The sequence below is a fragment of the Streptomyces sp. NPDC050988 genome (assembly GCF_044456225.1).
Taxonomy (GTDB): domain Bacteria; phylum Actinomycetota; class Actinomycetes; order Streptomycetales; family Streptomycetaceae; genus Streptomyces.
Genome location: NZ_JBITFQ010000009.1, coordinates 303,249 through 322,098, shown reverse-complemented (window position 1 = coordinate 322,098; position 18,850 = coordinate 303,249). Strand labels below are relative to the sequence as shown.

General features: G+C 70.5%; 16 protein-coding genes. 6 read left to right on the top strand and 10 right to left on the bottom strand.

What is annotated here, in order from left to right:
- The first annotated feature begins 126 nt into the window (after positions 1-126).
- Both ACIBEI_RS22270 and ACIBEI_RS22265 read left to right on the top strand, forming a co-directional pair.
- Complete coding sequence (locus ACIBEI_RS22270) at positions 127-1,641, top strand: APC family permease (RefSeq protein WP_398891347.1); 1,515 nt, start codon at positions 127-129, stop codon at positions 1,639-1,641.
- Between the two features lie 50 nt (positions 1,642-1,691).
- On the top strand, positions 1,692-3,350 hold the full coding sequence (locus tag ACIBEI_RS22265) for an amidohydrolase (RefSeq protein WP_398891345.1): 1,659 nt from the start codon (positions 1,692-1,694) through the stop codon (positions 3,348-3,350).
- Positions 3,351-3,369: 19 nt separating this feature from the next.
- Here the strand turns inward: ACIBEI_RS22265 and ACIBEI_RS22260 are convergent, their stop codons facing one another.
- Positions 3,370-3,915, bottom strand: a complete 546-nt coding sequence (locus ACIBEI_RS22260) for a GNAT family N-acetyltransferase (RefSeq protein ID WP_398891343.1) — start codon at positions 3,913-3,915, stop codon at positions 3,370-3,372.
- A gap of 84 nt (positions 3,916-3,999) precedes the next feature.
- Entirely contained in the window at positions 4,000-6,804 is a 2,805-nt protein-coding gene (locus ACIBEI_RS22255) for a beta-L-arabinofuranosidase domain-containing protein (protein ID WP_398891341.1), read from the bottom strand.
- Positions 6,805-7,157: 353 nt separating this feature from the next.
- Between ACIBEI_RS22255 and ACIBEI_RS22250 the strand changes: the two genes are divergently transcribed.
- Complete coding sequence (locus ACIBEI_RS22250) at positions 7,158-9,260, top strand: RICIN domain-containing protein (RefSeq protein WP_398891339.1); 2,103 nt, start codon at positions 7,158-7,160, stop codon at positions 9,258-9,260.
- A gap of 69 nt (positions 9,261-9,329) precedes the next feature.
- Here ACIBEI_RS22250 and ACIBEI_RS22245 read toward each other — a convergent pair whose 3' ends face one another.
- The gene (locus tag ACIBEI_RS22245; protein WP_398891337.1) at positions 9,330-9,791 is read right to left on the bottom strand and encodes a MarR family winged helix-turn-helix transcriptional regulator; all 462 of its coding nucleotides are present in this window, start codon (positions 9,789-9,791) and stop codon (positions 9,330-9,332) included.
- A gap of 197 nt (positions 9,792-9,988) precedes the next feature.
- Between ACIBEI_RS22245 and ACIBEI_RS22240 the strand changes: the two genes are divergently transcribed.
- Together ACIBEI_RS22240 and ACIBEI_RS22235 are read left to right on the top strand one after the other, a co-directional pair.
- Positions 9,989-10,957, top strand: a complete 969-nt coding sequence (locus ACIBEI_RS22240; protein WP_398891335.1) for an alpha/beta hydrolase — start codon at positions 9,989-9,991, stop codon at positions 10,955-10,957.
- A 226-nt stretch (positions 10,958-11,183) separates the two neighbouring features.
- Entirely contained in the window at positions 11,184-11,708 is a 525-nt protein-coding gene (locus tag ACIBEI_RS22235; protein WP_398891333.1) for a MarR family winged helix-turn-helix transcriptional regulator, read from the top strand.
- 6 nt (positions 11,709-11,714) lie between these two features.
- Here the strand turns inward: ACIBEI_RS22235 and ACIBEI_RS22230 are convergent, their stop codons facing one another.
- The 6 genes from ACIBEI_RS22230 to ACIBEI_RS22205 form a co-directional block, all read right to left on the bottom strand.
- Positions 11,715-13,478 (bottom strand): PP2C family protein-serine/threonine phosphatase, encoded by a 1,764-nt coding sequence (locus tag ACIBEI_RS22230; protein WP_398891331.1) that lies wholly within the window; start codon positions 13,476-13,478, stop codon positions 11,715-11,717.
- Complete coding sequence (locus ACIBEI_RS22225; RefSeq protein ID WP_398891330.1) at positions 13,475-14,563, bottom strand: SpoIIE family protein phosphatase; 1,089 nt, start codon at positions 14,561-14,563, stop codon at positions 13,475-13,477. The genes ACIBEI_RS22230 and ACIBEI_RS22225 overlap by 4 nt, the downstream gene beginning before the upstream one ends.
- The gene (locus ACIBEI_RS22220; RefSeq protein WP_398891422.1) at positions 14,563-15,003 is read right to left on the bottom strand and encodes an anti-sigma regulatory factor; all 441 of its coding nucleotides are present in this window, start codon (positions 15,001-15,003) and stop codon (positions 14,563-14,565) included. The genes ACIBEI_RS22225 and ACIBEI_RS22220 overlap by 1 nt, the downstream gene beginning before the upstream one ends.
- Entirely contained in the window at positions 15,003-15,449 is a 447-nt protein-coding gene (locus ACIBEI_RS22215) for an STAS domain-containing protein (RefSeq protein ID WP_398891328.1), read from the bottom strand. The genes ACIBEI_RS22220 and ACIBEI_RS22215 overlap by 1 nt, the downstream gene beginning before the upstream one ends.
- The gene (locus tag ACIBEI_RS22210) at positions 15,446-16,345 is read right to left on the bottom strand and encodes an STAS domain-containing protein (protein ID WP_398891326.1); all 900 of its coding nucleotides are present in this window, start codon (positions 16,343-16,345) and stop codon (positions 15,446-15,448) included. Before ACIBEI_RS22210 ends, ACIBEI_RS22215 begins: the two co-directional genes overlap by 4 nt.
- Positions 16,346-16,486: 141 nt before the next feature.
- Entirely contained in the window at positions 16,487-17,659 is a 1,173-nt protein-coding gene (locus tag ACIBEI_RS22205) for a PP2C family protein-serine/threonine phosphatase (RefSeq protein WP_398891324.1), read from the bottom strand.
- 151 nt (positions 17,660-17,810) lie between these two features.
- On the opposite strand from ACIBEI_RS22205, the gene ACIBEI_RS22200 reads away from it, so the two are divergent.
- Positions 17,811-18,287 (top strand): MarR family winged helix-turn-helix transcriptional regulator, encoded by a 477-nt coding sequence (locus ACIBEI_RS22200; RefSeq protein WP_398891322.1) that lies wholly within the window; start codon positions 17,811-17,813, stop codon positions 18,285-18,287.
- A 179-nt stretch (positions 18,288-18,466) separates the two neighbouring features.
- On the opposite strand, the gene ACIBEI_RS22195 is transcribed toward ACIBEI_RS22200, so the two are convergent.
- Positions 18,467-18,850, bottom strand: coding sequence for an STAS domain-containing protein (locus tag ACIBEI_RS22195; RefSeq protein ID WP_398891320.1), 384 nt, complete (start codon positions 18,848-18,850; stop codon positions 18,467-18,469).

Below are 18,850 nucleotides of genomic sequence, written 5' to 3'. Positions count from 1 at the left end.
TCAGTGAACGGCTCACACCCGCCTTATGTCAACAGCATTGACGGAAGATGTGCGGCCGTTGTTCCATCCTTCGCAACCCCACACGGCTCTTCCTCCCGTCCCTCTCCCTCCTCGTGAGGAGCCCTGATGTCCTCCCTCGCTCCCGGCAAGTCCGCCCCGGACCGCCCGCCCGCCGAACTGCGCCGCTCGCTCGGCGTCGTCGACGGTGTCGCCATCGCCGCCTCCAGCACGGCGGCCACCACCAGCATCGCCATCGGCATGGGCGCCATCGGCACGATCGTCGGTCTCCAGGCCCCGGCCCTGCTGCTCCTGGCGTTCCTGCCCGTCCTCGGCATCGCCACCGCCTTCGCCCGCCTCAACCGCTCGGAACCCAACTGTGGCAACGGCTACACGTGGGTCGGCAAGTCCCTCGGACCCTGGCCTGGCTTCCTGGCCGGCTGGGTCACCCTCGTCGGCTCGATCATCTTCCTCGCCTACACGAGCGCGGTGACCGGCTCGGTCGTGCTGATCTTCGCCAACAAGGCCGGCCTGGACTCCCTCGCCGGGATCGCCCTCGACCCGACGTCCACCGCCGTGAGCACGGTCGTCGGTCTGGTGGTCCTCGCCGCCGTCACCGTCCTCGCGATCACCGGGGTGCGCAGCGCCACCCGGCTCCAGTTCGGCCTGCTGGTCTTCGAGTACGCCGTCCTGCTGGTCTTCTGCACCTGGGCCCTGGTCACCGGCAACCAGGGCTTCTCCTGGGCGTGGTTCAACCCCTTCGAGATCTCCAGCGGCACGGCCTTCGCACAGGGCATGGTCCTCGCGGTGTTCTTCTTCTGGGGCTGGGACGCGGCGTTCAGCGTCACCGAGGAGACCAGGAGCCCCGGCGACTCGGCCCGCGGCGGATTCATCGCCCTGTTCGCCATGCTCGGGCTCTTCATCTTCGCCTCGGTCGCCTTCCAGCGGGAGATGAGCCTGCCCGAACTCATCGAGAACGGCCCGCAGGCCCTCCCGTACCTCGGCGCCAAGCTCGCCGCCGAACCCTGGGCCAGCCTCCCGCTGCTCGCCCTTATGTTCTCGGCCGTCGCCTCGGTCCAGTCCTCCGTCATCCCCACCGCCCGCGGACTGCTCGCCATGGGCCGCGACCGCACGATGGGCCCGGTGTGGACCCGTATCCACCCCAAGTACGGCACGCCCGCCGCCGGAACCCTCGTCGTCATGTCGATCGCCACCGCCATCGCCCTGCTCGCCATGGCCATCCCCAAGCTGAGCGACATGCTGCTGGCCGCCGTCAACGCCATCGGTCTCGTCGTCGCCCTGTACTACGGCCTCACGGCGCTCGCCTGCGCCGTCCGCTTCCGCGCCGCCCGCCACGACGGACCCCGCGAGGCACTGCTCGCCGTCGGCGTGCCGGCCGCCTCCGGGCTGATCCTGCTGGGCCTCGGCGGCTACCTCGGATACTCGTACCTGACCATGACCGACCACATCGAACTCAGCCCCGACAACGGCTGGTTCATGCTCTCCCTGCCCGTCACCATCGTGCTGAGCGGACTCGTCATGGCGGCCGTCGCCAAGTACGCCCGCCGCTCGCCCTGCTTCACCACCGGGCGCGGCACCGACGCCGACGCGCTCGCCCTCCCGATGGACCGAACCGCCGTCTGATTCTCTCCCGCTGGACCGTCCGACCCCCTCCCCTCTGGAGCGTTGAACACATGTCCCACCCTCAGGCCGCCGACCTCGTCCTCACCGGCGGACCCGTCCACACCGTCGACGCCGCGCGCAGCCGGGCCACCGCCGTGGCCGTGCGCGGCGGGCGGATCGTCGCCGTCGGCCACGACGAGGTCCACGAGCTGATCGGTACCGGCACCGAGGTCGTCGACCTCGCCGGACGGCTGCTGCTGCCCGGCTTCCAGGACGCACACGTCCACCCCCAGGGCGCGGGCACCGAACTGGGCCTGTGCCATCTGAACGACACCGTCGACCCGCAGGAGTACCTGCGGCGCGTCAGGGCGTACGCCGACGAGCACCCGGACGCCGAATGGATCACCGGGGGCGGCTGGTCCCTGGAGGCCTTCCCCGGCGGCACACCCACTGCCGTGCTGCTCGACACGGTCGTCCCCGACCGGCCCGTGTTCCTGCCCAACCGCGACCACCACGGGGCCTGGGTCAACTCCCGTGCCCTGGAACGGGCCGGCATCGACGCCCGCACCCCCGACCCGTCCGACGGCCGCATCGAGCGGGACGCCGACGGCAACCCCACCGGCATGCTCCAGGAGGGCGCGGCCCACCTGGTGTCGCGCCTGATGCCCGACCGCACCCCCGAGGAACAACTCGCCGCACTGCTGAGGGCCCAGTCGGTGCTGCACTCGTACGGGGTCACCGCCTGGCAGGACGCCATCGTCGGCGAGTACGCCAACATGACCGATCCGACACCCGCCTATCACGAGGCTGTCGACCGCGGTCTCCTCACCGCCCGGGTCGTCGGCGCGCTGTGGTGGGACCGGGGCCGGGGCGGCGAGCAGATCCCCGAACTCGCCGCGCGCAGGGAGGAGTTGAGCAGGGGCCGGTTCCGGGCCACCAGCGTGAAGGTCATGCAGGACGGCATCGCCGAAAACCACACCGCCGCCCTGCTGGGCCCGTATCTCACCCGCTGCGGCTGCGCCTCCGACAACTCCGGCCTCAGCTTCGTCGAGCCGGGCGAGCTGAAGAAGTACGTCACCGAACTCGACGCGCTCGGCTTCCAGGTCCACTTCCACGCGCTCGGCGACCGGGCGGTGCGTGAGGCGCTGGACGCCGTGGAGGCGGCCCGCGCCGCCAACGGATGGCGCGACACCCGCCACCACCTCGCCCACCTCCAGGTCGTCCACCCCGAGGACGTACCGCGCTTCCGCGCACTGGGCGCGACCGCCAACCTCCAGGCGCTGTGGGCCGCCCACGAACCGCAGATGGACGAACTCACCATCCCGTTCCTCGGCCCCGAACGGGCCGCCTGGCAGTACCCGTTCGGCGACCTCCTGCGCGCCGGAGCCACCCTCGCCGCGGGCAGCGACTGGCCGGTCAGCAGCCCCGACCCCCTGGCGGCCCTCCACGTCGCCGTCAACCGCGTCGCCCCCGACGCACCCGAGGGCACCCCGGCCTTCCTGCCGGACCAGAGGATCGACCTCGGCGCCGCCGTCGCCGCGTACACGGCGGGCAGCGCCCACGCCAACCACCTCGACGACATCACCGGCAGCATCACCGTCGGCAGGCTCGCCGACCTCGTCGTCCTGGACCGGGACCCGTTCGCCGGGCCGCCGGAGAAGATCGCCGCCACGCGGGTGCTCCAGACGTTCGTCGACGGCCGCCGGGTGTACGCGGCGACCGACGCGTGACGGACGGGACAAGCACGGACTACGGCCTGCCGGACGACTGCCAGTCCGAGGCCAGTAGGCCGAACAGCAGGTCGTCCGTCCACTCGTCCTTGAGCCAGGTGGCCTGGCGGAGAAGGCCCTCCTGGACAAAGCCGAGCCGTCGCAGCAGCCGTGCCGAGCGGTCGTTGCGCGCGTCGCACTCGGCGGAGACGCGGTGCAGTCCCCGGCGCTCGAAGAGATCGCCGAGGACGGCTCGTACGGCCTCCGTGGCGTAACCGTGCCTCTGCCGGTCGCCGGCCAGGGTGAAGCCGAGCTCTGCCTGCATACGGTTCTCGTGCAGGCAGACCCCGACGTCCCCCACCAGACAGCGGTCGGCCTTGAGCTCGATCGCGTACTGGAACCATCCCGGTTCCTCGGGCGATCCCGCGGCCATGCCCCGCACCATCCGGACGGCCGAGTCGAGCGACACTGGTGCGGTCCAGCTCTGGTAGCGGGCCACCAGCGGATCCGACCGGTACGCGGCCAGCGGCGGCGCGTCCTCGGCACGGAAGCGGCGCAGTACGAGCCTGGGGGTCTCCAGCAGCATGGCCCGATCGTCCCACGACCGCGATACGCGCTCGGTTCCGCGGAGCGCCGGACGGGTCGTCGGGCCATGCCCACGGCCAGGGCGTCAGGACACGTACGAGGCGTTCTGCGCCGTGGTCACCACCTTCTGGCCGTCGGCCTGACCGAGAAGGCCCGCAGAGACCCAGGAGTTCACCGTGCTCTGGACACGCGAGACCAGCGTGGCCTTGGTGCCGAAGGGGGCGCCGGCCCAGATCTCGTCCAGGAGCGTCGTGCCATCGGACTTGGCCGGGTTCGTGACACCGGAGTCGGTGGTGCCGAAGACCACCCTGGGCTCGGAGCGCCGGAAGTAGGCGTGGGTGGGGTCCTCGGTGCCCTCGAAGAACGGGGCGAACTCCGTGCCGTTCAGGGTGTAGTGGAGCGGCTTGCCCGACACGGGGGAGAGGGTCGGCAGCAGGTCGCCGGAGAGGGCGGCGTTGCGGTAGAGCCCGAACTGCATATAGCTGGTACCGGAGTTGCGGGCGACCAGGTTGACCGGGCCGTAGAACAGGGTCTGCAGTCCCGAGTCGTCGAGGGCCTTCTCGACCCGGGCCCGGAAGGGGATGGCGACCTTCACGACGTCACCGCTCTGCCAGGTCCGTGAGACGGCGAAGTAGCTCCCGGCGACCGGAGTCCCGCTCACCGCACCGCCGTTGACCGTCACCCGGAAGCCGCTCGTCGCCCAGGACGGCACGCGCAGCCGCAGCTCGAAGGCAGCGCTGCCGCCGCCGAAGGTGAGGGTCGAGCCCTGCTCTCTCGGGTAGTCAGTGGTCTGCGTGACCGTGATGCCCTTCTCGGACCAGGTCAGAGTGGTCGGGCTGTAGAGGTTGACGTACAGCGCGCTCCCGTCGGCCTTCTTGAAGTACACCGAGTCTTGGTACTTGGTGGCGCTCTCCATGCCCGTGCCCTCGCAGCAGGTGGTGCCCTGCTTGGGGGTGTAGTCCCGGACATGACCGGGCGTCAGGCCTATGAAATAGGTGACGAGCGGCTTCTCCCCGTCCGCCCTGTCCTGCTTGGAGCCCAGGACCTGGTTGTAGAGGGCTCGCTCGTAGTAGTCCATGTACTTCGGGTCCTGCTCGTGGAAGAACAGCATCCGGCTGAGCTTGAGCAGGTTGTACGCGCAGCACGACTCGGCGGTGGTGTCGCTGATCGTGCCCGCGATGACCCCGCGCGCCTTCCAGAACTCGGCCGTACTGGTCCCGCCGATGCCGTACATGCGGTGGGGCACGACCATGCCCCAGAAGTTCTTCGCGGCGGTGAGGTAGCGGGCCTCGCCCGTCGCGTCGTACAGCCGGATCAGGCCGGTGAAGATGGGGATGTGCTGGTTGGCGTGCAGCCCGTCGAGCGTGTCGGTGTTCGCGGCGCAGGCGTCGATGAGCTTGTCGAGGTCGAACAGCCTGGCCAGCGCGAGGTGTTCGGCCTTGCCGGTGATCGTGTACAAGTCGACGATCGTCTCGACGATGCCGCCGAACTCGCCGCTGGAGAAGATGCCCCACATGCGCTGCAGGGTGGCCCCGGGCAGCTTGGACAGCCGGGAGTACATCCAGTCGCACATGCCGGACGCGAGGTCGAGTGCCCGCGCGTCGTCCGTGGCGAGATAGGCGTCCAGCAGGCCCTTGAGGATCTTGTGCGCGGTGTAGTACGGCGCCCACACCTTGGTGTAGTCCGGGCTGGTCCGTGACTCCAGGTCGATGAACTGCGTCTCCGGATACGCGGCGAGGAAGCCGACGTGGCTCGGCCCGCCCCAGGTGCGGCGCAGGGTGGCGGTCAGTCCGCGTCCCGAGGCGTCGGCGAAGGTACCGCCCGTGGTCTCGTCGAAGGTGTACGAGGCCAGGGTGCCGCGGCCCGCCGAGGAGGCGGCGGCGCGATTGCTCTGCAACGACGTGATCTCGGCCGCGGTCAGCGCCCGCGACCAGACGTTGAACTCGTCGTAGACGCCGGCGAACACCGGGTCGTCGAAGTTGGAGCGGCCGAGCCAGTTGTTCGTCAGGGCGCCCAGGGACGACGGGTTGAGCGTCATCGACGTGTTCTGGGCGACGGAGGCGCCGTTGACGTAGAGGGTGCCGGTGCTGCCCGAGATGGTGACCGCCAGGTGGCTCCACTGGTTCAGCGGCAGCGCGGCGGTGCCGTTGAGTCCCTGTTCCCCGCCGGGTCCGTTGGTCGAGATGGCGAAGCGCGGTACGCCGCTCGCGTTGCGGGCGGCCAGATACATGTACCTGGTGTTGTTGTTGCCGAAGTCGAAGACCCGGGTCCAGTTGGCGTCGTGGGTGGGCTTCACCCAGGCCGACAGGGTGATCGTCGCGGAGCCGTTCAGCACGGCGGCCGGCAGGCTTACGTACTGGTAGGAGCCGCGTACGTTCTCCGCGGCTGTGCCGAACTTCCCGGTGGCGCCGAGCACCGCCGGATCCTTGCGCAGGGCCGCGCGCACGTCGGTCAGGGCGCCGATCATGGTGCGGATCCTGTCGGCGTAGACCTGGTCGCCGGTGCTCGCGTACGCCTGGGACAGCATGGTCAGGAAGTGGCCGGTGTAGTGGCCGCGGAGATTGCCGTTGGCCTCACCGTCCAGGCCCTCCCAGCCGCCGGGGGCGACCGCCCCGCCGGTGGAGAGCCCGGCGTTGGCACGGAACACCTGGAGCAGCCGGTTCACGTCGTAGCCGCGGCCGTGGTCGAGCATCAGTTGACGCTTGGCGGCGAAGACGCCCTGACCGACCTTCACGTCCTTGAGCTCGAACGGCCGGAGCGTCCAGGCGGAGGGCGCGGGCAGCGTGGCGGCCGCGGCCGAGCCGCCACCCGCCGCGTACGAGAACGCCGGGGTCGCCGTGGCGAACAGTGCGGCCTGGAGGAGTCTCCGTCTGGGGAGGGCGGGGGCCATGCGTTCCTCGTCTCTGCGCGGGGGGTCGGGACCGTGCGACGGGTGTACGGAAGTCAGCAATGTTCGAAATGCCGTACAGCGTGCGGAAGTTCGACCAAAACATAGGTTTGGGGTGGGGGCACGTCAACGCTTCCGGCGCGTTCGGCTCCGGTTAATTTGGCGCGACGGATCTCTGTCGGGGGTGTCGCTCCCCGGGTCGGATGCGACTGATGGAAATCCAGTGGTGACGATCCGTTGACTTCCGTGTGGTGCGGGCCTAGCTTCGGCGTCCCATCGGTTCGACAAACCGTTCATCGTTCGGTATGTCGACCACTCGTGTGTGCTGGGTTGCCGCGCCCCCGGAAGGAACCCCCATGCCCTTTGAGCAGTTCGCCCCCCGTGCAAGACGTCTGTGCAGAGCCGTCGTTGTCCGCGCCGCCGTTCTCGCCCTGGCCGCCGGCGCCCTGGTCGGTCTCCAGGAGCAGGGGTCCACCGATCTCGACCGGGCTCAGCCGGTCGCGGTGACGTCGAACCAGATTCCGGTGCCCACGGCGCCGATGGGCTGGGCCTCCTGGAACACCTTCGCCGCCAGGATCGACTACAACGTCATCAAGACGCAGGTCGACGCGTTCGTCGCGGCGGGCCTGCCGGCGGCCGGCTACAAGTACATCAACCTCGACGAGGGCTGGTGGCAGGGCACCCGCGACAGCGCGGGCAACATCACGATCGACGAGTCCGAGTGGCCCGGCGGCATGACCGCCATCGCCGACTACATCCACAGCAAGGGCCTCAAGGCCGGCATCTACACCGACGCGGGCAGGGACGGCTGCGGCTACTACTTCCCGACCGGCCGTCCCGCCGCCCCGGGCAGCGGCAGCGAGGGTCACTATGAGCAGGACATGCTCCAGTTCTCGAAATGGGGATTCGACTACGTCAAGGTCGACTGGTGCGGCGGCGATGTCGAGGGCCTCGACGCCATGACCACCTACCAGGCCATCAGTGACGCGGCCGCGAAGGCGACGGCCACCACCGGACGGCCGCTGACCCTGTCGATCTGCAACTGGGGCAAGCAGAACCCGTGGAACTGGGGCGCCGGAATGGCCGCCCTGTGGCGGACCAACACCGACATCATCTTCCACGGCAACTCGCCTTCGTGGGACAGCATGTTGACCAACTTCGACACCAACGTGCACCCCGCCGCCCAGCACACCGGCTACTACAACGACCCGGACATGCTGATGGTCGGCATGGACGGTTTCACCGCCGCCCAGAACCGCAGCCACATGAACCTCTGGGCCGTCTCCGGGGCACCGCTCCTCGCCGGGAACAACCTGGCGACCATGAGCACCGAATCGGCGAACATCCTGAAGAACCCCGAGGTCATCGCGGTCGACCAGGACCCACGCGGGCTCCAGGGAGTCAAGGTCGCCGAGGACACCTCCGGTCTGCAGGTGTACGGCAAGGTGCTCTCCGGCACCGGCAAGCGCGCCGTCGTCCTGCTCAACCGCACCTCCAGCGCGCAGAACATGACGGTCCGGTGGTCCGACCTGGGTCTGACCAACGCGTCAGCGACGGTCCGCAATCTCTGGACGCGGGCGAACGTGGGCAGTTTCGGCACGAGTTACACGGTCAACGTGCCCGCCAAGGACTCGGTGATGCTCACGGTCACCGGCGCCACCGAGGCGGCGAGCGCCACGTACGAGGCCGAGGCATCAGGCAACACCAAGGGCGGCTCGGCGGCCGACGCCACCTGCGCCAACTGTTCCGGTGGCACCAAGGTGGGTGGCGTCGGCAACGGCGCGGCCAACACCCTGCGGTTCAACGGCGTCTCGTCGGCAGACACGGGCACCAAGGTCGTCGACATCGCCTACACCAACGGCGACAGCGCGGCCCGTACGGCGGTCCTCCAGGTCAACGGGCAGACGGCCACCAAGGTCTCCTTCCCGCCGACCGGCTCCTGGACCACGCCCGGCACGATCTCGGTCGAGGTGTCCCTGGCCAAGGGCTCGGCGAACACCCTGACGTTCTCCAACACCTCCGCCTGGACGCCCGATCTGGACGCGATCGAGGTACGGCCGCTGCCCGGCACCAACGGAACGCAGTTCACCGGGCAGCAGTCCAGCCGCTGCCTCGACGTCGACAACAACACCATCACCAACGGCACCCAGGCCCAGCTGTGGGACTGCGCGGGCGGCGTCAACCAGTCCTGGACGTACACCGCGCGCAAGGAACTCGTGGTCTACGGCAACAAGTGCCTCGACGCCTACCAGGCGGGGACCACCAACGGCACGAAGGTCGTCATCTGGGACTGCAACGGCGGCAACAACCAGAAGTGGAACGTGAACGCCGACGGGACGGTGACCAATGTGAATGCCGGGCTGTGCCTCGATGCCTACAACGCGGCTACCGCCAACGGTACGAAGGTCGTCCTTTGGACTTGTGGTGGGGGCGCGAATCAGAAGTGGACTCGTCAGTAAGGCTTCGCTGAAAGGGTGGTTGTTCGTCCGCGGCCCGGTGGGGGCTGGGCGCGCAGTTCCTCGCGCCCCTTAAGAGTCACGGGTGACGTTTGTCGTCAGTAGGCGGAGCAACTGCTTTGCTGTGGCGTCCTGTTCGGGGGTCAGGCCCATGGCGTCGCCTATGGCCACGGGGACGGTGCTCGCCCGATCCCTGAGTCGGGCTCCCGCGTCGGTGAGGCGGAGGGCGACGGAACGCTCGTCCTCCGCCCGGCGCTCGCGCCGCAGGAGGCCGTTCGCCTCCAGGCGCTTGAGGAGCGGGGAGAGGGTGCTGGACTCCAGTTGGAGTGCGTTGCCCAGGTCCCGTACCGAGATCTGGTCCTGCTCCCAGAGCACGAGCATGACCAGGTATTGCGGATAGGTCAGTCCGAGGTCGTCCAGCAGGGGCCGGTAGCGGGCGGTGACCGCACGCGAGGCCGCGTAGAGGGCGAAGCAGAGCTGGTCGTCCAGGAGCAGGGAACCCTCCTGGGTCGGTTCGGCTCCTGGTGTGCTCACGGTGTCGCTCCCTGTTCCTGTGCCTGCTCCGGTGCGTCGCACGGGGATCTCCACTCTACCGTTCGAGTCGACTCGACTCTATCGGACCCTAATAAGTTGCGCACGACTTAATAGCGCGCTACTTTAATGGTGTGCCGCCGCTCCGGCGAAGACAGCCGACGGAGCCTGCCCACGGCACCTGATCCGAGGAGATCGCCATGACCGACACCACCGGCCCCCGCCCGGTCCTCGAGCCCGCCGCCGCGGCCTTCGCCGAGGCGACCGCGAACCCGCCCTACCTGTTCGACCTCGGCCCGGCGGAGGGCCGCAAGACCGTCGACGAGGTGCAGTCGGGCGACATCACCAAGCTCGACGTCGACGAGGAGTGGGTCACCGTCCCCGGCGGCCCCACCGGACAGGTCCGGGCGCGCATCGTCCGCCCGGCCGGTGCCTCCGGCGTTCTCCCGGTGATCGTCTACATCCACGGCGCCGGCTGGGTCTTCGGCAACGCCCACACCCACGACCGCCTGGTCCGCGAACTCGCCGTCGGAGCGAACGCGGCCGTGGTCTTCCCCGAGTACGACCTCTCGCCCGAAGCCCGCTACCCCGTCGCCATCGAGCAGAACTACACCGTCGCCCGGTGGGTCGTCACCGACGGCGCCGCCCACAACCTGGACGCCTCCCGTATCGCGGTCGCGGGCGACTCCGTCGGCGGCAACATGAGCGCGGCCCTGACTCTGATGGCCAAGGAGCGCGGTGACGTGCCCCTCGTGCAGCAGGTCCTCTTCTACCCGGTCACCGACGCCGCCTTCGACACCGGCTCCTACCACCAGTTCGCCGAGGGCTACTTCCTGCGCCGCGACGCCATGCAGTGGTTCTGGGACCAGTACACGACCGACGAGAAGCAGCGTGCCGAGATCACCGCGTCCCCGCTGCGCGCCACCACCGAGCAGCTCACCGGTCTGCCGCCGGCCCTGGTCATCACCGGAGAGGCCGACGTCCTGCGCGACGAGGGCGAGGCCTACGCCAACAAGCTGCGCGAGGCGGGCGTCCCCGTCACGGCGGTCCGCTACCAGGGCATCATCCACGACTTCGTGATGCTCAACGCCCTCGCCGACACCCACGCGGCCCGCGCCGCCATCAGCCAGGCGGTGACCGCGCTGAAGGGCGCCCTCGCCACCGGCTGACCGGCCGTCCGGCCACCGATCCGGCCTCCCCTCCCTGCGCACCACGCGCAGGGAGGGGAGGCCGGGCCGCGTTCGGCCCCGAGCGGTCCGGACGGGCGTACAGCGAGCAGGCGTACAACGAGCAGGCGTACAGCGAGCGGGAGTCCGGCCGTGTACCGCCCGGTTCTTCGGGTAGGGCCGACCTACATGACAGCTGCCCTGTCCGGAGTTCACTGAGAGAGCGCTTGTGGAGACCGACCGGCCCACGGGCCGTGACCAGAACCCCGTACACGAGCCGGAGACGCTTGCCCGCCATGTCGTCGACACGGTGGAGAGTCTGGTGACGCTCTGGTTCGCGGCGGTCGAGGACGTCGTCCCGCAGCTGTCCGCGCGTCAGCTGTCCGCCCTGCAGACGGTCCGCCGCCGGCCCGAGCTCAATCTCACCGCTCTGGCCGAGCACCTGGAGATAGGGCTGCCCACCGCCAGCCGCCTGTGTGGCCGGCTCGTGTCCGCCGGGCTGCTCCAGCGGACCGTCCAGCCCCACAACCGCCGTGAGGTGCGGCTGCTGGTCACCGCCGACGGACGGCGGTTCCTGGCGGACATCACCGAGCGGCGATCCCTGTGTCTCGCGACCGTGTTCGAGGCGATGACACCCGGCGAACGTGCCTCTCTGCAACGGGGACTGGGAGCCTTCGAGCAGGCCCGCGCCCGCGCCCGTCCGCTGCCGCGGGGCGACACACAGGGCGGGGGAGAAGCGGTGACCGGCGGCTGAAGCCCGTCAGGCGGGCAGCCCGGCGGGTGAGGGCCGTACCGTCTCCGCCCCTCGGCTCGGGAGGTGGCACAACAGCAGACACACGTCGTCGTCCCGCTCGGAGTCGCTCAGCAACGGACGCAGGAGACGGTCGGCCGAGCCGTCCAGGTCCGTGTCGAGATCCTCGGAACGGAAGCCCCCGAGTACCGAGGCGAGACGCTCGATTCCGGGATCTATGCCCTGCGCGCGGCGCTCGACCAGGCCGTCCGTGTAGAGGGCCAGCGTCGAACCGGGCGCGAGGCGCACGGTGTGGTCGCCGATCTCCTGCCGCAGTGGGATGCCGAGCATGGCACCGGGCTTGGCGTCGAGTGTGTGCACCTGGCCGTCGGGGGTACGCAGCACCGGCGGCGGATGGCCCGCGGCGGCCCAGGTGAGCGTCGGATCGTCGGGGTGGAAGCGCGCGATGACGGCCGTCGCGTACAGATCGGGCTGCAGATGGTGCAGGAGGATGTGCAGCCGGGTGAGGAGCTGGCCGGGGGTGCCGCCGTCGACGGCGTACGCGCGCAGCGCCGTGCGCAACTGGCTCATCATGACCGCGGCGTGCAGTCCGTGCCCCGTCACGTCGCCGATGACGGTGATGAGGCTGCCGTCGGGCTGGCGGAAGGCGTCGTACCAGTCCCCGCCGATGTTCAGACCGTGGGTGGCCGGCAGATAGCGGGCCGCCAGGCGCAGTTCCGGAGTGGTGGGCAGGTCCGTGAGCAGGGCCCGCTGGAGTGTCTCGGCGATGTCGCGGTTGTGCTCGAAGCGCCGGGCGTTGTCGATGGCGATGCTGGCGCGGCGGGTGAGTTCGATCAGCATGACCGCGTCGTCGGCGTCCCAGCGTTCGCCGGGCGGCGTGAGGATCAGCACGCCCAGCGGTGCCCGCCGCGTCGGCAGCGGAACACACAGCAGGGGCCGCGTGGGATGCAGCGCCGAGGGCGGCTGGTCGTCGACGCCGGGCAGGCCGCCCGGATGGTCGGCGGCGTACTGAGGGCGCCCGCTGCGGGCCGCGACCACGGCGGCGGCCGGGCGTGGACTCTGCCGCGGCTCGTCGTCCTCGCCGTCGAAGAGCCATACATCGACACTGCGGGCGTACTCCGGCACGAGGAGACTGGGCAGCCGCCGCACGATCTCGTCCTGGTTGAGCGAAGCCGTGAGTACGGCGCTGGCGTCGGCCAGGAACGTCAGCCTGCGGCGGGCGGTCTCCGCCTCCGTACGCGCCTTCCGCTCTGCGGCGAAGAGCTCGCGCTGGGCCCGTCCCGCCGCATCCAGTTCCGCGTGCAGTGCCAGCACACCCTGGTTGGTCTGGTGGAGCTCCTCCCGGTGGAAGTCCACCAGCCCTTCCTGCTCGCCGAGTTTCTCCAGGACCAGGGCCGTGTCCTCGTCGGCGCCCAGCAGCGCCTCGGACAGGATCGCGGGATCGTCCGCCACGGGGCCGACGTCGGAGAGGTCCGCGCCCTCCGGGCATGTGACCGTCATGTGCCACGGCGGCTGCCCGTCGGCGACGCCGTCGTCGAACGAGGTCACGACGGCCCGCAGGAGACGGTCCCCGGGCGGTACCGAGGGCGCCTCCTCCAGGCAGAGCCGCCACGTGCCGCCCTTCGTGAGGCACTGCCGCAGATGCGCGCTGAGCGCGGTGGTCAGCCGGGTCCGCTCCAGACCGGGCACCCCGTACGCGGCCGTCAGACGAGCCGTGTCGATACGCGCCCGTGCGGCGTCGGTGACCGTGGTGATGTGCCAGGTACGCATCATGGTGTGCCGTCCGGCGGAACGGGGCTCAGTACGGCGACGGCTGTGTCGTCCCGTACCGGCCGGGCGGAGCTGCTCGCGTCACGCACCGTCACGGAGGCGATCACAGCCGGGTCGAAGGACGCGAGGCAGGCGTCCGCGGGCGGGGTCCAGCGGCTGGGCAGCCCGTCGCTGTGCAGGACGAGCAGACAGTCCGCTCCCCACGTCGCATGGTGTTCGGGGATGGTCGTGGGCCGGTGGGCGCCGACTATTCCGGGACGGGACAGCAGAGGCCGCCAGCCCTCACCCGTGCGCAGCCGGGCACCGATGTTCCCGATGCCGGAGAAACTCAGCCGCCCGGTCTCGGGGTCGAGCTGGGCGACGGCGACCGCGGCGCCCCTGGTAGGTCGCAGTTCCGCGTCCAGGTACCGGAGCACCTCGGCCGGTGGCAGATGGCCCGAGCGGCGCAGGGCCTCCACCGCCGCCGACGAGGCCCGGGCGGCGTCGGGGCCGTGGCCAAGACCGTCGGCCAGCATCAGGGTCGTACGGTGGCCCGCCCGGACCCACGCCCAGGCGTCACCGGAGAACTCCGCGCCGGCGAAGGGGATGTTGACCCCTCCCGCCCGGGCCGCGGTGGCAACCGGCGCGGGAGCGGCCGCGCGATCGCGACCGCGGGCGCCACCGGTCCTGGTGGTACCGATCCGTGCCAGCGCGACCGTGCCCCGCCCCGGCACGCTGTGCAGGTCGAAGTCGTCGGCGATGCGGCGGCAGGCGCCGAGGCCGGTGCCGAGGGTGGACGCCGTGGAGAAGCCGTCACGGAGCGCGGCCGGCACGTCGGCCATGCCGGGGCCGTGGTCGACCGCGACGATCTGCACCACGGAGGCCGCTTCCTGCCCGGCCGGCAGCACGGGCGGGGGCACGGTCTCTATGAGCAACTGGCCTCCCTTGGCGTGCTTGAGCAGGTTGGTGGCGAGTTCGGTGGCCACGAGCGCGGCGGCGGCGGTGCGGTTCCCGTCGAGCCCGGCCAGGGCGGCCGCGCCCTCCGCCGCGACCCTGGCGTCGCGCACGCGTGTCGAGTCGTGGACCGGAATGTCCCAGACGCGGGGCATCAGGTGTCCTCCCGGTGCCTCGGTGGACGGACGGTCCAGGAGGTCACGGTGACCGTGGTGCCGTTTCCGGGGCTGCTGTCGACCGCGAACTCGTGAACCAGCCGCCGGGCGCCGCCCAGACCCATCCCGAGGCCGTCTCCCGAGGTGTAGCCGTCGCTCAGAGCCCGCTCCAGGTCCGCGATGCCCGGTCCCTCGTCGATGAACGCCAGCCGCAGCCCCGGTGCGTGACCGTTCTTCAGGACGGTGGCCTCCACCTCGCCGCCCCCGCCGTGCACCAGTGTGTTGCGGGCCAGCTCGCTCGCCGCGGTGACCAGCTTGGTCTGCTCCACCAGGCCGAAGCCCAACTGAGCGGCCGTCTGCCGCACATGCTGACGTACCCACACCAGATCCATGTCCGAGTGGATCGGCAGGCGGGCGTCGACACAGCCGGCTGTCTGCATCACGGACTCTCCCGCCGTGTGCAGCGGGGACGGTAGGGCGAGGCCTCCCCGGCCGGACGGTACGGCGAGGCCTCCCCGGCCAGGAGGCCCAGGGCGTCCTCCGTGGTCAGCGCGGTGCGCAGACCCGGCAGCGTCAGACCCAGCTCCACCAACGTGATCGCGACCGCGGGCCGCATGCCGGCCACCACGGTCTGCGCGGCGAGGAGCCCCGCCTTGGCAGCGATCTCGGCCAGCACCCGCCCCAGGAACGAGTCGACCATCTCGACCCCCGAGAGGTCGATGACCACACCGGTCGTCGAACTGCTCGCGATGGTCTCGCTGATGTCCTGCTGGAGCTGTTCCGCCGTACTGTCGTGCAGATCGCCCTGGAGGGTCACGAGAAGGACGTCGCCGAGCCTGAGCACCGGGACGGATCCCCACGGAGGGCCGGCGTGCGCGTGGGTCACCGCGTGACCGCCCCAAGGGGCGCCGCGTTCACGATGCCGGAACCCTGCTGGTCGAGCGCGTACGCCAGGGCGTCGGCGAGGCTGGCGCGGGTGACCACCGTGCCCAGGTCCAGGCCGAGATGGACGATGGTCTGCGCGATGGCCGGCCGGATGCCGGAGACGATGCACTCCGCTCCCATCAGCCGCGCCGCCGCGACCGTCTTCATCAGGTGCTGCGCCACGAGGGAGTCGACGGTCTGCACACCGGTGATGTCCAGGATCGCGAAGCGCGCGTGCTGGTCGACGACGGACTCCAGGAGCGTCTCCATCACCACCTGGCTGCGGGCGCTGTCGAGCGTGCCGATCAGCGGTACGGCGACGATGCCGTCCCAGAGCTTGATCACGGGAGTGGCCGTCTCCAGCAGTTCCATCCGCTGCCGGTCGATGAGGGCCCGGCCCTCGTTCAGTGCCGACTCCATCACGACCAGCCGCAGCGTGCCCATCAGTACGGTCACCGCGGTGGCGCACTCGCGTACGTGCTCGGCGGACGCCTGCGACAGCTCGGCCACCAGGAGGTCCACGACGGGCGGTCGCAGGGCGTCCACCTCGTTCGACACCTGTGCCGAGCCGGCGCCGGCGCGTGACCGGGCGGCCGCCGTGCGCGTCAACTGCTCGCGCACCACGGTGAATCCGTCCGCCTCGGCGTCCTCGACGCGTCCGGCCGTGGCCACCGCGGCCAGTGCCTCGACCACGGCCTTGCCCGCTTCCACCGCTTCGTCCCTGGACACGGTGAAGACCGTACGGAACAAGGGGGTGTCCGCCCACCGCTGGGCGATCTGCTCGCGGCGGCGCCGCAGGAAGTCCCCGACCTCCCGCGCGGGCGATCCGTGCTGTCCTGCCGTTTCGTGCTCCGGCACCTGTTCCACTCCTTACGTGCGTCACGTGCGTCGAATCGCCCCGAACTTGCCGAAGGCAACGAGAAAGCGATGTAAATATTGCCGGATAACAACTGTAGCCGTGGCGCCGTCCGGCGGGACACCTACGGTGCGGGTGCCCGCCTAGGGGGCCGACTGCTTTCCGTGCCAGTCGAGACAGACCACCAACGCGTCGTCGTCCGGCTCGAGTCCGCCGCGATGCCCCGTCAGCTCCCGCAGGACCGCCCCGGGGACCTCGGGGGCTGGCACCAGGCTCGTGGACGTGACGGCCCGGGCCAGCGCCCGGTCGCCGTACCGCTCGCCGCCCGGGGCCACGACCGCGTGGACCCCGTCGCTGACGATGACGAGCCGGTCGCCGGGCTCGACGGTGAACTCCTGTGCCACATAGTCGGTTTCCTCGAACATGCCCAGCGGGAGCTGTGCCTTCATGTCCACGGTCGTGACGGACCGGTCGCGCAGCCGCAGCACCCGGGGTGAGCCGGCGTCGACGACCCGCAGGCGTCCGGTGGAGAGTTCGAGGTCCAGCAGCAGCACGGACAGGTGCGCGGCGCCGCGGTGGTGGGCGTACACCGCCTGGTCGGCGAGAGCCGCCTGGTCCGCGATGGGGATGCCCGCCCGCCGGGCGTTGCGCAGCGCGTTGATGCCGAGACTGGTCAGCAGCGAGGCGTCGATGCCCTCGCCCATGCCGTTGGTGACGTACAGCGTCAGCCGGTCGGCGGTGACGCACCAGTCGAAGTTGTCGCCGAACACGGCGTAGGCGGGCTCCAGTTGGGCGCCGAGTGTGAACTCGGGCCGGGCGCAGGAGCGCGCGGGCAGCAGTTGCCACTGCATCTCCGCCGCCAGGGTGAGCCGGTTCCTGCGCCGCGCCAGCAGATACAGGTCGGTGTCTCGGTCGGCCACGACCACTTCGTGGCCCAGCACCTCGGCCACCTCGGCCAGTTCGGTCCGGCACTCCGCGGCCGCCTGGGCCGAGGGCAGGGTGACGGTCAGCACTCCGAGCCGGTCGCCGCGCACGGTGACCGGCAGATGAAGACGCACGCTGCCGCCGCCGTGGTCCTCCGTGTACGGCTCCTGCGCCCCGAAGGCCCGGCCGGCCGGGCTGTCGTGCACCGGCAGCGGGTCCAGGGCGTGCTGCACCGCTGACACGGGCTGCAGCAGGGTCAGTCCGTAGTCCGCGAGGAATAGTTGGGCATCCTGCGCCGCGTACTGGTTGCACAGCACCTCGCGGACCGCGTCCGGCAACTGGTGCGGTGCCGCGGAGCGCAGTGCGCGCTCGGCTGCCACGAATCTGTTCACAATGGTGGATATGCCATTCTCTCCGCGTCGGCGTCGGGTCCGTGTCGTCGGGTACTCGACGTCGACGGTCTGTTGTGTGAGTCGGTGGTTGGGTGCCGGTGGCCCGAGGCGGCGGGCTGACAGCGTTCGGGAAGCCTGGGAGAGTGTCACCGTGACTTCCTCCTACGCGCGCCCGCGGCCCCAGGAAGTGGCGCGCGTGACCTCGGAGGCGGCGGAACTGCTGGAAGTCCTGTGGGGGCGTGCCTCGACGGCTCCGGTGTCGGCGTCCCAGCTGCGTGTGCTGTTCATCCTGGAGCACCACGAGGGCATCAACCTGCGCACGCTCGCCGACGCCCTGGGTTCCACGCCCCCCTCGACCAGCCGACTCTGCGACCGCCTCCAGGCCGTGGGGTTCGTCGAGCGCAGACCCGGTGCCACGAGCCGACGCGAACTGCGGCTGTACCTCAGCCGCCGCGGACGTGCCTTCCTGGTCGATCTGCGCTCCCGCCGCGAGCGGGCTCTGCAGTCCGTGCTGGAGCACATGCCGGCCGAGCAACGGACCGCGCTGCTGGAGGGTTTGGCCGCGTTCTGTGCCGCCGCGGCGCAGGAGATCCACGAGGACGACGTCGCCGACGCCAGGACGGCCTGACCGCCTCGCGACCGACCGTCTCGCAGTACCGGGCCGCGCGCGTCCGTACACGGAACCCGCGCGTCCGTACCTGGAACCCGTGCGTCCGTACGCGGAACTCGCCCCGCGCGCTTGTTCGTTGTCATCCACCGCCCCATCCCGGACCCCCTCCCGCACCGCCGTACCGCTCGCGCTCCCGTTCAGGTCCCGGGCTCGTCCCGCGGCTTGTCCACGAGGGTGAGTGCTTCGTCGACGGTGTCCGACACCGGCACGGTGATGCTGACCCCGGTGAGGTCCAGGATCCGCCGCACGGCCGGCGGCGGCCCGATGATGTGCACGCTCCCCGAGGACTCCCGGGTCTGCTGGTACGCCCTGATGATGATGTTCATCCCGGACGAGTCCATGAAGGGCACGGCCGAGAGATCGAGCAGGAAGTGCCGACGGCCGTGCTGGAACTGGTTCGCCAGATGATGCTGCAGCCCTGTCGCGGTGTCGATGTCCAGATGGCCCTCGACCGTGAGCAGGGCGACGCCCTCGCGAGGCAGCGTGACCTCGACGGACAGCGGGTTCTGGGCAATGGACAC